This is a genomic window from Streptomyces sp. NPDC051051, from assembly GCF_040682975.1.
Classification (GTDB): domain Bacteria; phylum Actinomycetota; class Actinomycetes; order Streptomycetales; family Streptomycetaceae; genus Streptomyces.
In genome coordinates this window covers 39,551-52,340 of record NZ_JBFBCB010000037.1, presented here as the reverse complement: position 1 = coordinate 52,340, position 12,790 = coordinate 39,551, and the positions used below count along the sequence as shown (strand labels likewise).

Below are 12,790 nucleotides of genomic sequence, written 5' to 3'. Positions count from 1 at the left end.
GTGCCGCTGGGGAGCCGGGCAGGGATGTATATAAATGCCGAACATCGTATAGACTTCCAAGCCCCTGTCATTGAGACCGTCAATGAACGCGTCAGCGAACCTGCCGCGGAACCTGTTCACCGCACCTCTGGAGCGCCCCCATGGCGACAGTCCCGACCGCCCTCGCCGGCCGCCACCTCCTCAAGGAGCTGGATCTCACCCAGGAGGAGTTCCGCGGGCTGATCGAGCTGGCCGCCGAGCTGAAGGCCGCGAAGAGGGCCGGGACCGAGACGCGGTACCTCACCGGCAGGAACATCGCCCTGATCTTCGAGAAGACTTCCACGCGCACCCGCTGCGCGTTCGAGGTCGCCGCCGCCGACCAGGGCGCCTCCACCACGTACCTCGACCCGAGCGGCTCGCAGATCGGCCACAAGGAGTCCGTGAAGGACACCGCGCGCGTGCTCGGCCGGATGTACGACGGCATCCAGTACCGCGGCGACAGCCAGGACAAGGTCGAGGAGCTGGCCGCGTACGCCGGCGTGCCCGTCTACAACGGCCTCACCGACGACTGGCACCCCACCCAGATGCTCGCCGACGTGCTCACCATGACCGAGCACACCGACCGGCCGCTGCACGGCATCACCCTCGCCTACCTCGGCGACGCCCGCTTCAACATGGGCAACTCCTACCTGGTCACCGGCGCCCTGCTCGGCATGGACGTGCGGATCGTCGCGCCCAAGTCCTACTGGCCCGCCCGGGAGATCGTCGACCGCGCCCGCGAACTGGCCGAGGTCAGCGGCGCGCGCGTCACCCTCACCGAGTCGCTCGCCGAGGGCGTGCGCGACGCCGACTTCGTCGCCACCGACGTGTGGGTCTCCATGGGGGAGCCCAAGGAGGTCTGGGACGAGCGGATCGAGGCCCTCGCCCCGTACGCCGTGACCATGGACGTCCTGCGCGCCACCGGCAACCCGGACGTCAAGTTCCTGCACTGCCTGCCCGCCTTCCACGACCTCGGCACCGAGGTCGGCCGCGAGATCCACGACCGGCACGGCCTGGACTCGCTGGAGGTGACCGACGAGGTCTTCGAGTCCGCGCACTCCGTCGTCTTCGACGAGGCCGAGAACCGGCTGCACACCATCAAGGCCGTCCTGGTGGCGACGCTGGCCCGGTAGGACCGCGGCGACGCCGGGCCCCGCGGGGTCCGGCTCACACCGGACGCGGGCGTCCCTGCGGCGGAACGGCGGCCAGCCGGAACCACACCGCCTTGCCGGTCTCCGTCGGCCGGTGGCCGCAGGACGAACTGAGCGCGCGGATCAGCAGCAGCCCGCGCCCGTGCTCCTGCCACGGGTCGGGCTCCCGGCCGGCGACCGGACGGGTCAGGTCGCCGGGCGGCACCGGGTCGGGGTCGTGCACCTCGACCTGGCAGCCGGTCGGCAGCAGCCGCACCACCAGCTCGATCGGGTCGTCCCCGGCGGTGTGCTCCACGGCGTTCGCCACCAGCTCGGCGGTCAGCAGCTCCGCCGTGTCGCTGTCCGCCCCGTGCTCCAGCTCCGTCAGCGCCGTGCGGACCAGGGCGCGCGCGACCGGCACGGCCGCGGCGGAGTGCGGCAGCGCGATGCGCCAGGACGCGGCTGGGGAGGGGCGTTCGTGCAAGGCGAGTCCGTTCATGGCGCAGGTCCCCGTGTGCGGCATCAGGGCGGCCCTGCTTTCGATGGGAGGAATGGTACGGCGGCCTCCGCCGGAGGCCCAGACCGGTCGCCGTACGGGACCGTCCGCCGTACGGGACCGTCCGCCCCGTCGCCGGTCGGCCTACCCGGCACAACGGCCCCGGGCGCATCCCTGATCCCGTCGTTACCGCGTTGTCGAGGACCGGTGACGCAGGTGACGCGGACCCCTCGCGCGGTGGCGCGTCCGCCGCGCACCCGCCCGTCTTGTCGCGCACTCGTGACGACAGTCACATATGAGTGATAGCTTCGGGGGTGACCACTCGTCGAGGAGGCCGCCCTCATGAGTCCCTTCACCGGCTCCGCCGCCCGCACCTCCGACTGGCACCACCTGCGCGTCACCCACGCCGAGGGCGTCGCCACCGTCACCCTCGCCCGCCCCGAGAAGCTCAACGCACTCACCTTCGGCGCCTACGCCGACCTGCGCGACCTGCTCGCCGAGCTGTCCAGGGAGCGCTCCGTGCGCGCCCTGGTGCTGGCCGGCGAGGGGCGCGGCTTCTGCTCCGGCGGAGACGTCGAGGAGATCATCGGCGCCACGCTCGCCCTGGACACCGCCCAGCTGCTCGACTTCAACCGGATGACCGGCCAGGTCGTCCGGGCGGTACGGGAGTGCCCGTTCCCGGTGATCGCGGCCGTGCACGGGGTGGCCGCCGGAGCGGGCGCGGTGCTGGCCCTGGCCGCGGACTTCCGCGTCGCCGACCCCAGCGCCCGCTTCGCGTTCCTCTTCACCCGCGTCGGCCTGTCCGGCGGCGACATGGGCGCCGCCTACCTCCTGCCCCGCGTCGTCGGCCTCGGCCACGCGACCCGCCTGCTCATGCTCGGCGAACCGGTCCGCGCCGCCGAGGCGGAGCGGATCGGCCTCGTCAGCGAGCTGGCGCAGGAGGCCCACGCCGACGAGGCCGCCCACCGCCTCGCCCGCCGCCTGGCCGACGGCCCGGCACTGGCGTACGCCCAGACCAAGGCCCTGCTGACGGCCGAACTCGACATGCCGCTGGCGGCGGCGGTGGAACTGGACGCGGCGACCCAGGCCCTCCTGATGAACGGCGAGGACTACGCGGAGTTCCACGCGGCGTTCACCGAGAAGAGGCCGCCGAAATGGCAGGGGCGTTGAGCGTGCCGGCCTCGGGGACGCGGCCCGTCACGACGGCGCGGCCCGCGCACGACGGGTCCGCCCGCCCCGCACGCGTCGCGGTCATCGGCGGCGGCCCGGGCGGCCTCTACACCGCCGCCCTGCTGAAACGCCGCGCACCCGACCGCCGGGTCACCCTCTGGGAACGCACCCCGGCCGACCGCACCTTCGGCTTCGGCGTGGTCCTCTCCGACGAGACCCTCGGCGGCATCGAACACGCCGACCCCGACGTCCACGACGCCCTCCGGCGGAACTTCGTCCGCTGGGACGACATCGACGTCGTCCACAGGAACACCCGCCACACCTGCACGGGCCACGGCTTCGCCGCCCTGGGCCGAAAACGCCTCCTGGAGATCCTGCACACCCGCTGCCACGCCCTCGGCGTCGACCTGCGCCACACCCAGGCACCGTCCGTGACGCACCTCGCGCAGACCCACGACCTGGTCGTCGCCGCCGACGGCGTGCACAGCGCGACCCGCGAGACCTACGCCCAGGTGTTCCGCCCCCAGGTCACCACCCACCGCTGCCGCTACCTCTGGCTCGCCGCCGACTTCCCCTTCGACGCCTTCCGGTTCGAGATCGCCGAGACCGAGCACGGCGTCATGCAGCTGCACGGCTACCCCTACGCGCCCGGTGCCTCCACCGTCATCGTCGAGATGCGCGAGGAGGTGTGGCACGCGGCCGGGTTCGACCGGGTCACCCCGCAGGAGTCCGTCGAACGCTGCGCCGAGATCTTCGCGGACGCGCTCGGCGGCAGGCCGCTGCGGTCCAACGACTCGGCGTGGACCACGTTCCGCACGGTCGTCAACGAGCGCTGGTCCCACGGCAACGTGGTACTGCTGGGCGACGCCGCCCACACCGCCCACTTCTCCGTCGGCTCCGGCACCAAGCTCGCCGTCGAGGACGCCCTGGCGCTGACGGCCTGCCTGGAGGAACAACCCGACCTGAACTCGGCGCTGACCGCCTACGAGGAGGAGCGCAAGCCGGTCGTCGCCTCCACCCAGCGCGCCGCCCGCGCCAGCCTGGAATGGTTCGAGAACCTCGCCCTGTACGTCGACCAGCCGCCGCGCCGGTTCGCCTTCAACCTGCTCACCCGCAGCCGCCGCGTCACCCACGACAACCTGCGGCTGCGCGACGCCCGCTTCACCGGCGGCGTGGAGCGGGAGTTCGGCTGCCCGCCCGGCACACCACCGATGTTCACGCCGCTGCGGCTGCGCGGCCTGACCCTGCGCAACCGGGTCGTCGTCTCCCCGATGGACCTGTACTCCGCGGCCGACGGCGTCCCCGGCGAGCTCCACCTCGTGCACCTCGGCGCCCGCGCCCTCGGCGGGGCCGGACTGGTCATGACGGAGATGGTGTGCGTGTCGCCCGAGGGGCGCATCACGCCCGGCTGCGCCGGTCTCTACACCGGTCGGCAGGCCGAGGCGTGGCGGCGGATCACCGGCTTCGTGCACGAGCGGGCGCCGGGCACCGCGATCGGCGTGCAGCTCGGTCACTCCGGGCGCAAGGGCTCGACCCGGCTGATGTGGGAGGGCATGGACGAGCCCCTGCCGGACGGCAACTGGCCGGTCGTGGCCGCCTCCCCGTTGCCGTACAAGCCGGGCAGCCAGACGCCCCGGGAACTCGGCCGGGCCCAACTCACCGACCTGCGGCACCAGTTCGCGGCGGCGGCTGTACGGGCCGCGCGGGCCGGGTTCGACCTCCTCGAACTGCACTGCGCCCACGGCTACCTGCTGTCCGGATTCCTCTCCCCGCTGACCAACCGGCGCACCGACGCCTACGGCGGCTCGCTGGAGCGGCGGCTGCGGTTCCCCCTGGAGGTCTTCGACGCCGTACGGGCCGCGTGGCCGGAGGAACGGCCCATGACCGTACGGATCTCCGCGACCGACTGGGCCGACGGCGGGACCACGGCCGAGGACGCCGTCGAGATCGCCCGCGCCTTCGCCGCGCACGGAGCCGACGCGATCGACGTCTCCACCGGGCAGGTCGTCGCCGACGAGACACCGCAGTACGGCCGGTCGTACCAGACGCCGTTCGCGGACCGGATCCGGCACGAGGCGCGGATCCCGGTGATCGCGGTCGGCGCCGTCTCCTCCTGGGACGACGTCAACTCGCTGCTGCTGGCCGGGCGCGCGGACCTGTGCGCGCTGGCCCGCCCGCACCTGTACGACCCGCACTGGACCCTGCACGCGGCCGCCGAGCAGGGCTACGACGGACCGGGCGCCGTCTGGCCCACCCCGTACCGGGCGGGCAGCCGGCCACCGCGGACCGGCCGCACCGACGCCCCCAAACCCCGCCTGATACTCGAGAGTTGAGACCGGAGGCGGCTCAGACCTCGGGGAGCAGACCCGCGAAGGCGGCGCCCGCGTCCCGCAGCCGTTCGTGCAGCCCGCGGAACACCGCCGCCGAGCGCGTTCCCGGCCAGTCGTCGGGGAGCAGTCCGGCGGGCAGGCCGGGGTCGGCGTAGGGCAGATGGCGCCAGGCGTCCAGGGCGAGCAGGTAGTCGCGGTACGCCTCCTCCGCCGGGGTGTCCCCGCGCCGCTCCCAGGCCCGCAGCACGTGCGCGTGGCACTCGAGGAACGCCTCGTGCTCCTCGGCGACGGCCGCCAGGTCCCACCAGCGGCCGACGGCCTCGACCGTCGGCGCGAAACCGAGGTGCTCGCCGCGGAAGAAGTCCACGTAGCCGTCCAGGCGCAGCCGTTCCAGGGTGTGCCGGGTCTCGTCGTACAGCCGGGCCGGGGCGATCCACACGCCGGGGGCGGCCGTGCCGAAGCCGAGACCGGCCAGCCGGGAACGCAGCACGTGCCGCTTCTGCCGCTCCGACTCCGGCACCGAGAACACCGCCAGCACCCAGCCCTCGTCCTCGGGCGGCGCGGTGGCGTAGATGCGCCGGTCGCCGTCCTCCAGCAACTGCCGCGCCTCCGCCGACAGTTCGTACCCGGCGGCGCCCTGCGGGGTGCGGGCGGGCAGCAGCAGGCCGCGTCGTTTCAACCGGGACACCGAGGAGCGCACGGAGGGCGCGTCGACGCCGACCGCAGCGAGCAGCCGGATCAGCTCGGCGACGGGCACCGGGCCCGGCGCGAAGCGGCCGTAAGCGCCGTAGAGCGTGACGATGAGGGACCGAGGTGCGGGCTGGTCGGACACGTTGATCATCTTAGGTCGTCGGCATCACTGCTGGTCACCATCGGTGTCACCGGTGGCGCGCAGCCGGAAGCGCTGAAGTTTTCCGGTCGCGGTGCGCGGCAGCGCGTCCACGAACACGATCTCGCGCGGACACTTGTACGGCGCCAGCTCCGCCTTGAGGAAGGCCCGCAGCGCCTCCGCGTCCGGGCGCGCCCCGGCCCGCAGGACGGCGAACGCCACCACCACCCGGCCGCGCGCCTCGTCGGGCCGCCCGACGACCGCCGTCTCGACGACGTCGGGATGCCGCAGCAGCGCGTCCTCCACCTCGGGGCCCGCGATGTTGTACCCGGCGGAGACGATCATGTCGTCGGCGCGGGCCACGTACCGGAAGTAGCCGTCCTCCTCGCGGACGTAGGTGTCGCCGGTGACGTTCCACCCGCCGCGCACATACTCCCGCTGCCGCGGGTCGGCGAGGTAGCGGCAGCCCACCGGGCCGCGCACGGCGAGCAGTCCGGGCAGGCCGTCGGGGACGGGGTCGCCGTTCTCGTCCTGCACCCGTGCCTGCCAGCCCGGCACGGGGACGCCCGTGGTGCCCGACCGGATCCGCCCGTCGGCCGCGGAGATGAAGATGTGCAGCAGCTCGGTGGCCCCGATCCCGTTGATCAGGCGCAGCCCGGTCCGCTCGTGCCAGGCCCGCCAGGTGGCCGCGGGCAGGTTCTCGCCCGCGGAGACACAGCGGCGCAGCGACGAGACGTCGTACCCGTCGAGGTCGCCGAGCATCGCCCGGTAGGCCGTGGGTGCGGTGAACAGCACGGACACCCGGTGCTCGGCGACCGCCGCCAACAGCTGCCGCGGACCCGCCTGTTCGAGCAGCAGGGCGCTCGCGCCGGCCCGCATCGGGAAGACCAGCAGGCCGCCGAGACCGAAGGTGAAACCGAGCGGGGGACTGCCCGCGAACACGTCGTCGGCGCGCGGCGCCAGCACGTGCCGGGAGAAGGTGTCGGCGATCGCCAGCACGTCCCGGTGGAAGTGCAGGCACCCCTTGGGCCGGCCGGTGGTGCCGGAGGTGAAGGCGATCAGCGCCACATCGTCGGCGGCGGTGTCCACGGCCGGGAACGGGCCGGCGGCCGCCCGCCGGTTCAGCAGGTCGTCGGGGGCGTCACCGCCGTACACCGTGATCCGCAGCCCCGGTACCTCCGCCTCGGCGAGGTCGTCGACGGACCGGACGTCGCACAGGGCGTGCTCCACCCGGGCGATCGCGCACATCGTGCGCAGCTCCTGCGGGCGCTGCTGCGCCAGCACCGTGACCGCGATCGCGCCCGCCTTCAGCACCGCCAGCCAGCAGGCCGCCAGCCACGGCGTGGTCGGCCCGCGCAGCAGCACCCGGTTGCCCGGTACGACGCCCAGCTCGCCGGTGAGGACGTGCGCCAGCCGGTCGACGCGGGCGCGCAGCTCCCCGTACGTCCAGGGCGGTCCCGCCGGGGTGCGGAACACCGGCCGTTCGGGGACGCCGCCGGCGAGCAGCTCGGCGGCGGCGTTCAGCCGTCCGGGGTAGCGCAGCTCCGGCAGGTCGAAGCGCAGCCCGGGCCATTGGCCGGGCGGCGGGAGGTGGTCGCGCGCGAAGGTGTCGACGTGGGCCGAGGCGTGCATGGCGGGTCGCCCCCTTGCCTTGGTGGGCGCCCGGGGCGCCGTGGCGGGCGTGATGGTGGGCTCGCGCACTGAGCGTATCGTGTTGGTGACGACAGTCAACGGTTCGCGATACCGTGAGGGCGGCAGAGGCAAGGCCATCGGTGGAGAGGGGCGGCGATGCCCGCATTCTCGCTCGAACCGGCACGGACCGCCTGGTGCGCCGAACTGCGCGCCCTGGCCGCCGACCGGCTGCGCCCGCTCGCGGAGAAGGGCGAACCCGGCCGGATCAACCGCCCCCTCCTCGCCGAACTCGGCCGACTGGGCCTGCTCGCCCGCCTGTTCACCTCCGGCGCCCTCGACCTCTGCCTGATGCGCGAATCCCTCGCCCAGGCCTGTACCGAGGCGGAGACCGCCCTCGCCCTCCAGGGCCTCGGCGCGCACCCCGTCCACGCGCACGGCAGCCGCGACCAGCGGGAGCGCTGGCTGCCCCGCGTCACCGACGGCAGCGCCGCGGCCGCCTTCGCGCTCAGCGAGCCGGGGGCGGGCTCGGACGCGGCCGCGCTCTCCCTCGCCGCGGAGCCCGACGGCGCCGACGGCTGGCGCCTGACCGGCGAGAAACGCTGGATCTCCAACGCCCCCGAAGCCGACTTCTACACCGTCTTCGCCCGCACGACACCCGGAGCGGGCGCCCGTGGCGTCACCGCGTTCCTGCTCCCCGCCGACCGCCCCGGCCTCACCGGCACGGCCCTCGACATGCTCTCCCCGCACCCCGTCGGCGCCCTCGCCCTCGACGCCGTCCCGGTCACCGGGGCCGACCTGCTCGGCGAACCGGACCGCGGCTTCCGCGTGGCCATGTCCACCCTCAACCTCTTCCGGCCCAGCGTCGGCGCCTTCGCCGTCGGCATGGCCCAGGCCGCCCTCGACGCCACCCTGACCCACACCGCGCGCCGGGACGCCTTCGGCGGCAAGCTGAGGGACCTCCAGGCGGTCGCCCACCAGGTCGCCGAGATGTCTCTGCGCACGGAGTCGGCCCGCCTGATGGTGTACGCCGCCGCCACCGCGTACGACACCGGCGCGCCGGACGTGCCGCGCCGCGCCGCCATGGCGAAACTCCTCGCCACCGAGACCGCGCAGTACGTCGTCGACACGGCCGTCCAGCTCCACGGCGCCCGCGCCCTGTGCCGGGGCCACCTGCTGGAACACCTCTACCGCGAGGTGCGGGCACCACGGATCTACGAGGGGGCGAGCGAGGTGCAACGCGCCATCATCGCGAAGGAGTTGTACGCGGAGGCGGAGCGCGGGGAGGCGGATCGCTCGGCGCCGGGGCCGACGGCGCCGGGTCGCTCGGCGCCGGATCGAGCGGAGGCGGGCGAGGACGGCCCGTCGCAGGCCGGACCGGAGGGCGTCCGGTGACCGCCGAACGCGTCAACCCGCCGGAGCTGTCACCGCCGGCCGGCTTCTCGCACGCGGTCGTCGCGACCGGCTCCCGGGTGGTGTTCCTGGCCGGCCAGACCGCCCTGGACGCCGACGGAAAGGTGGTCGGCGACTCGCTGCCCGACCAGTTCGCCCGCGCCCTGGCCAACCTCCTGACCGCCCTCGCGGCGGCCGGCGGCACCCCGGCGGACCTCGCACGCGTCACCGTGTACGTCACCGACGTCGCCGCGTACCGGGCCTGCGCACCCGAACTCGGCCGCCGGTGGCGGGACCTGGCGGGCCGGGACTATCCCGCCATGGCGGTCGTCGGGATCGTACGGCTGTGGGACGAGGAGGCCCTCGTCGAACTGGACGGGTTCGCCGTCCTCGGGGACTGATCAGGCGGCGGCGACGGCGAGCCGTTCGGCCGGCACGCGGTGCGGGGCCACGACGCGGCCGTCGGGCAGCAGCTCGCCGGAGTCGTCGAAGACGAGCGTGCCGTCGCACAGCAGGGTCCAGCCCTGCTCGGGGCGGGCCGCGACGACGTGTGCGTGGTCGGCCGCGGGGCTCGTTGTCCGGTGGGTACACATGGCGCACCTCCACGTCGGTGGGGCCACCGGGCGGTGGGCCCCGTCGCACCGACCATGCGCCCGCGCGGGACACCGCCGCCAGAGCCCGTCGGGGAGTGTGACAGCACCAGGACAACTCGCGGACCGTTCGCCGACGCACGGTGCGGACTCGCCACCGAAGGAGTGACGGTCACGCTCGCGGACCCGGCCTGCCGGTACCAGTGGAAACCCCTACCAGGAGGTCTTCATGCCGTTCCGCCCCGTCCTGCGCTCCGTCCTGACCGCGGCCGCCGGCACCGCCCTGCTCCTGCTGGCCGCGCCCGCGGTGACCGCGACCGCCGACCCGTCCGAGAGCGTGACCGTCGACCCGGTCGGCCGCATCGCCGCCGACGGCACCGTCACCCTCACCGGCACCTACCGCTGCGTCAGCAGCTCAGGGCCCGTCTTCGTCAGTTCCTCCGTCGGCCGGAAGGACTCGACCACCCGGTACGGCATCGGCGGCGCCCGTGCCGTCTGCGACGGCGCCTTGCACCGCTGGGTGAACACGGGCAGGCCCGCGCCGGACCCGATCGCGCCCGGCGCGGCCCGCGTCGAGGCCACCCTGATGGAACTGCGCCCGGTGGGCGTCCTGCCGCTGCCGTACTTCCACGCGGTGGACGCGGAGGACGTCACGCTGACGACGAGCTGACGTCGCCGGCCGGCCGGCGCGGTGGATGCCGACGCCGAGGGTACCGACGTCACGAGTGCCGAGGTCGCGGATGCCGAGGTCCCGGGCGGGCTGGTGCTGGGCCCCCGGCTCACCGGGACCGCCGCGCCGGTGGACGTCACGGGCGTCCTGCTCGCCGCCTGCGGGGGACTGTCGTACGCCGTCCACGCCTCGATCGGCGGCCGGCTCATCGGCCGCGGGCACCCGTCCGGCGCGGTGACGGGCGCGCTGTTCGGCGCCGCCGCGCTGCTCGTCCTGTCGCTCGCCCCGTTCGTCGACGTGACGTGGCTGGGCACCGTCAGGGGCGCGGCGGTGGCCGGCTGTCTCGCCCTGTTCACCGTCCACCTCGCCTACCGCCTCTTCGGACACGGACTGCGTCGTACGTCCGCGTCGGCGGCCACCGTGCTGACGCCGGCCGAGCCCGCCGTGGCCGCAGTCCTGGGCGTCACCGTCCTCGGCGAGCGGCTGCCGTGCCTCTCCTGGTGCGGGCCGGCCGTCCTCGGGGCGGGGCTGGTCCTCCTGGCCCTCCCCGTGCGGGGGGCGGCCGCGCGGGACCGGTAGGCCGCGGCCGTCCGGCGGGCCCGCCGTCAGCGCGGCCGGGACACCCCGGCTCCCGCGACGCCGGTCGCCGAGGGGTGGGTGTGCGCGGTCCGCAGGAGTTCCGCCGCGCCCCGTACGGCCGCGGTGCGCGGGGCGGGCACCGGGCGGACCGGGGCGTGCAGGCGGCCGGTCAGCCGGTAGGGGATCTCGGGCCGCGACGCACCCCCGCCGGCCAGCAGGACACCGCGCCGCAGGGCGTCGAGCGTCCGCGACGTGCGGTCCTCCTCCAGCATCGCGGTCACCATGGCGGTGACGGTGTCGACGAGGAGGGTGGCCGGCGGGGTGGCCGGCGGGACGGCGCCGTCGCCGCCGGCCGTGCTCGCCGGGACGCCGTCGCCGCCGCCCGTGCCCGGCGCGCCGCCGTCCACGTCGCCCGTCCCCAGTGCGGCACCGCGGGCGTCGACCACCGCTCCGTCCGCCAGCAGGACGACCTCCGTGAGACGGGCGCCGACGTCCACGACGAGCAGCGGCCGGGACAGGTCGGCCCGCGCGGCCACGGCGACGGCACGTGCGGCGGGGACGGTGAGCACGGCACGCGGGCGCAGCACCTCGACGGCGGTGCGGACCCGGTCCCGGTGGGCGACGCCGTCCAGGACGGGCCCGCTCACGATGACCAGGGGGCGGCCGCGGCCGCCCCCCGGCTCGCGGTCGCCGGCACCGGACTCGCGGTCGCCGAACAGCCGGTCGAGCAACCGTGCCGTGCCGGCGCCGTCGACGACGCCCCGCCCGAGGGGTGCCCCGGTCCCGGAGCCGGCCGCGGTGGGAACGTCGAGGATCGTGTCCCGGTCGGACGTCCAGGCGCGGGTACGGGCGCCGCCCACGTCGAGGGCGAGGCCGTAGCACTGCCGGCACAGCGGCCACGGCCGGTGCCGGCCGGAGCCGCGACGGGACGCGGGGATCACGGGCCCGCCTCCCTGACCTGGCGGCAACGGGCACAGTGGCGGGCCTGCGGCACGATCGCCAGCAACTCGCGGGCGACGGGCCGTCGGCACAGGCAGCAGAAGCCGTAGCGGCCCTCGTCCATGCGGCGCAGAGCCGCCTCCACGTCGGCGAGGACCATACGGGCGGAGGCGGCGAGCTGGACCCCGACCTCGATCCGGGCGGCGGCCCGCCGCTCGCCCGGCCCGTCGCCGGGGGCGGGGGCCGGGGCGGCGGACGTGAGCTGCTCGATCTGTTCCCGGCGGAACCGCAGCTGCTCGTGCAGGTTCTCGCGGAGCGCGGCGAGGTCCTCCGCGGAGAGGGCCGGGGCCCGCTCGCCGACGGTCCGGTGGTTCACGTCACCGATGGTCCGGTGGTTCACGATGTCACCCCTCGGTCAGGGCAGGAAAGGAAACGGAGGTGCGCCGGATCAGGCGCCGTGACGCCGGCAGGCGACGCAGAACCGCGTGTACGGCAGGATCTCCAGGCGTTCGGCGGGCACCGGCCGGGAGCAGCCCGCGCAGGTGCCGTAACTGCCGTCGTGCACGCGTGCGAAGGCCGCCTCGATCTCGGCGAGCACGCGCTGGACGGCGTCCTTCTGCGCGGCCGTCACCTGGTCCGCCGCCTCCCGCCCGGCCTCGTCGAGGGCCCGCAGCTGGGTCAGCCGCGCGTTGCGCTCGTGCTCGAGGCGCTGACGGGCCTCGTGCGCCGTCAGGCGCTCGGGACGGCCTTCGGTGGGGGACGTGTCGAGCGACGACATGGCGGGACCTCTTCCTCGGACGGCTCGGCGGGGGAGCGGTCCGGTGGTGGTCGCCGCTCCTTCCCCACCGTCGCCGACGGGCCGCGCCCTGCCTATCGGGCGCAGTACCCATCCGCGGCCGCACGCGCTGTCCCCCGGGGCCGCCGCCCGGCCGGCGCGCACGTCGGAAAATGGGCATCAGAGCCCATCGACGCGGCGGCGGACAGCGCGCACGCTGTTCGGGGGGCCGGTCGGCCCGCG

Annotated in this window: 14 protein-coding genes; 7 read left to right on the top strand and 7 right to left on the bottom strand. The window is 75.0% G+C overall.

The window, feature by feature from the left end; translation table 11 throughout:
- Window positions 1–140: 140 nt before the first annotated feature.
- Window positions 141–1,151, top strand: a complete 1,011-nt coding sequence (gene argF / locus AB0N31_RS25610; protein WP_366060765.1) for an ornithine carbamoyltransferase — start codon at window positions 141–143, stop codon at window positions 1,149–1,151.
- A gap of 34 nt (window positions 1,152–1,185) precedes the next feature.
- Here the strand turns inward: argF and AB0N31_RS25605 are convergent, their stop codons facing one another.
- A complete protein-coding gene (locus AB0N31_RS25605) occupies window positions 1,186–1,647 on the bottom strand; it encodes an ATP-binding protein (RefSeq protein WP_366060764.1) in 462 nt (153 codons plus the stop codon).
- A 339-nt stretch (window positions 1,648–1,986) separates the two neighbouring features.
- On the opposite strand from AB0N31_RS25605, the gene AB0N31_RS25600 reads away from it, so the two are divergent.
- Together AB0N31_RS25600 and AB0N31_RS25595 are read left to right on the top strand one after the other, a co-directional pair.
- Window positions 1,987–2,814: an enoyl-CoA hydratase family protein gene (locus AB0N31_RS25600; RefSeq protein ID WP_366060763.1), complete on the top strand. Its 828-nt coding sequence runs from the start codon at window positions 1,987–1,989 to the stop codon at window positions 2,812–2,814.
- Entirely contained in the window at window positions 2,799–5,147 is a 2,349-nt protein-coding gene (locus tag AB0N31_RS25595) for a bifunctional salicylyl-CoA 5-hydroxylase/oxidoreductase (RefSeq protein WP_366060762.1), read from the top strand. Before AB0N31_RS25600 ends, AB0N31_RS25595 begins: the two co-directional genes overlap by 16 nt.
- Before the next feature lie 13 nt (window positions 5,148–5,160).
- On the opposite strand, the gene AB0N31_RS25590 is transcribed toward AB0N31_RS25595, so the two are convergent.
- Window positions 5,161–5,985, bottom strand: a complete 825-nt coding sequence (locus AB0N31_RS25590; RefSeq protein WP_366060761.1) for a PaaX family transcriptional regulator C-terminal domain-containing protein — start codon at window positions 5,983–5,985, stop codon at window positions 5,161–5,163.
- Between the two features lie 15 nt (window positions 5,986–6,000).
- Complete coding sequence (locus AB0N31_RS25585) at window positions 6,001–7,605, bottom strand: AMP-binding protein (protein WP_366060792.1); 1,605 nt, start codon at window positions 7,603–7,605, stop codon at window positions 6,001–6,003.
- A gap of 156 nt (window positions 7,606–7,761) precedes the next feature.
- Between AB0N31_RS25585 and AB0N31_RS25580 the strand changes: the two genes are divergently transcribed.
- Window positions 7,762–8,997, top strand: coding sequence for an acyl-CoA dehydrogenase (locus AB0N31_RS25580; RefSeq protein ID WP_366060760.1), 1,236 nt, complete (start codon window positions 7,762–7,764; stop codon window positions 8,995–8,997).
- Window positions 8,994–9,395 (top strand): RidA family protein, encoded by a 402-nt coding sequence (locus AB0N31_RS25575; RefSeq protein ID WP_366060759.1) that lies wholly within the window; start codon window positions 8,994–8,996, stop codon window positions 9,393–9,395. Before AB0N31_RS25580 ends, AB0N31_RS25575 begins: the two co-directional genes overlap by 4 nt.
- Here AB0N31_RS25575 and AB0N31_RS25570 read toward each other — a convergent pair whose 3' ends face one another.
- Window positions 9,396–9,587 (bottom strand): DUF5999 family protein, encoded by a 192-nt coding sequence (locus AB0N31_RS25570; RefSeq protein ID WP_366060758.1) that lies wholly within the window; start codon window positions 9,585–9,587, stop codon window positions 9,396–9,398.
- A gap of 226 nt (window positions 9,588–9,813) precedes the next feature.
- On the opposite strand from AB0N31_RS25570, the gene AB0N31_RS25565 reads away from it, so the two are divergent.
- Window positions 9,814–10,254, top strand: coding sequence for a DUF6299 family protein (locus tag AB0N31_RS25565; RefSeq protein WP_366060757.1), 441 nt, complete (start codon window positions 9,814–9,816; stop codon window positions 10,252–10,254).
- Between the two features lie 21 nt (window positions 10,255–10,275).
- Window positions 10,276–10,833, top strand: coding sequence for a DMT family transporter (locus AB0N31_RS25560; RefSeq protein ID WP_366060756.1), 558 nt, complete (start codon window positions 10,276–10,278; stop codon window positions 10,831–10,833).
- Window positions 10,834–10,859: 26 nt separating this feature from the next.
- On the opposite strand, the gene AB0N31_RS25555 is transcribed toward AB0N31_RS25560, so the two are convergent.
- Genes AB0N31_RS25555 through AB0N31_RS25545 form a run of 3 tightly spaced genes read right to left on the bottom strand, consistent with a single transcriptional unit; the run spans window position 10,860 to window position 12,550 of the window.
- Window positions 10,860–11,774: a hypothetical protein gene (locus AB0N31_RS25555; RefSeq protein WP_366060755.1), complete on the bottom strand. Its 915-nt coding sequence runs from the start codon at window positions 11,772–11,774 to the stop codon at window positions 10,860–10,862.
- Window positions 11,771–12,172 carry a hypothetical protein gene (locus AB0N31_RS25550; protein WP_366060754.1) on the bottom strand — a complete coding sequence of 134 codons (402 nt, stop codon included), beginning with the start codon at window positions 12,170–12,172 and terminating at the stop codon, window positions 11,771–11,773. The genes AB0N31_RS25555 and AB0N31_RS25550 overlap by 4 nt, the downstream gene beginning before the upstream one ends.
- A 48-nt stretch (window positions 12,173–12,220) precedes the next feature.
- Window positions 12,221–12,550, bottom strand: coding sequence for a TraR/DksA C4-type zinc finger protein (locus tag AB0N31_RS25545; protein WP_366060753.1), 330 nt, complete (start codon window positions 12,548–12,550; stop codon window positions 12,221–12,223).
- Window positions 12,551–12,790 lie beyond the last annotated feature (240 nt).

What these genes read in the sequence shown, in the direction of transcription:
- argF (WP_366060765.1), top strand. Translation starts at nt 141, where the DNA reads ATGGCGACAGTCCCGACCGCCCTCGCCGGCCGCCACCTCCTCAAGGAG.
- AB0N31_RS25605 (WP_366060764.1), bottom strand. Translation starts at nt 1,647, where the DNA reads ATGAACGGACTCGCCTTGCACGAACGCCCCTCCCCAGCCGCGTCCTGG.
- AB0N31_RS25600 (WP_366060763.1), top strand. Translation starts at nt 1,987, where the DNA reads ATGAGTCCCTTCACCGGCTCCGCCGCCCGCACCTCCGACTGGCACCAC.
- AB0N31_RS25595 (WP_366060762.1), top strand. Translation starts at nt 2,799, where the DNA reads ATGGCAGGGGCGTTGAGCGTGCCGGCCTCGGGGACGCGGCCCGTCACG.
- AB0N31_RS25590 (WP_366060761.1), bottom strand. Translation starts at nt 5,985, where the DNA reads ATGATCAACGTGTCCGACCAGCCCGCACCTCGGTCCCTCATCGTCACG.
- AB0N31_RS25585 (WP_366060792.1), bottom strand. Translation starts at nt 7,605, where the DNA reads ATGCACGCCTCGGCCCACGTCGACACCTTCGCGCGCGACCACCTCCCG.
- AB0N31_RS25580 (WP_366060760.1), top strand. Translation starts at nt 7,762, where the DNA reads ATGCCCGCATTCTCGCTCGAACCGGCACGGACCGCCTGGTGCGCCGAA.
- AB0N31_RS25570 (WP_366060758.1), bottom strand. Translation starts at nt 9,587, where the DNA reads ATGTGTACCCACCGGACAACGAGCCCCGCGGCCGACCACGCACACGTC.
- AB0N31_RS25565 (WP_366060757.1), top strand. Translation starts at nt 9,814, where the DNA reads ATGCCGTTCCGCCCCGTCCTGCGCTCCGTCCTGACCGCGGCCGCCGGC.
- AB0N31_RS25545 (WP_366060753.1), bottom strand. Translation starts at nt 12,550, where the DNA reads ATGTCGTCGCTCGACACGTCCCCCACCGAAGGCCGTCCCGAGCGCCTG.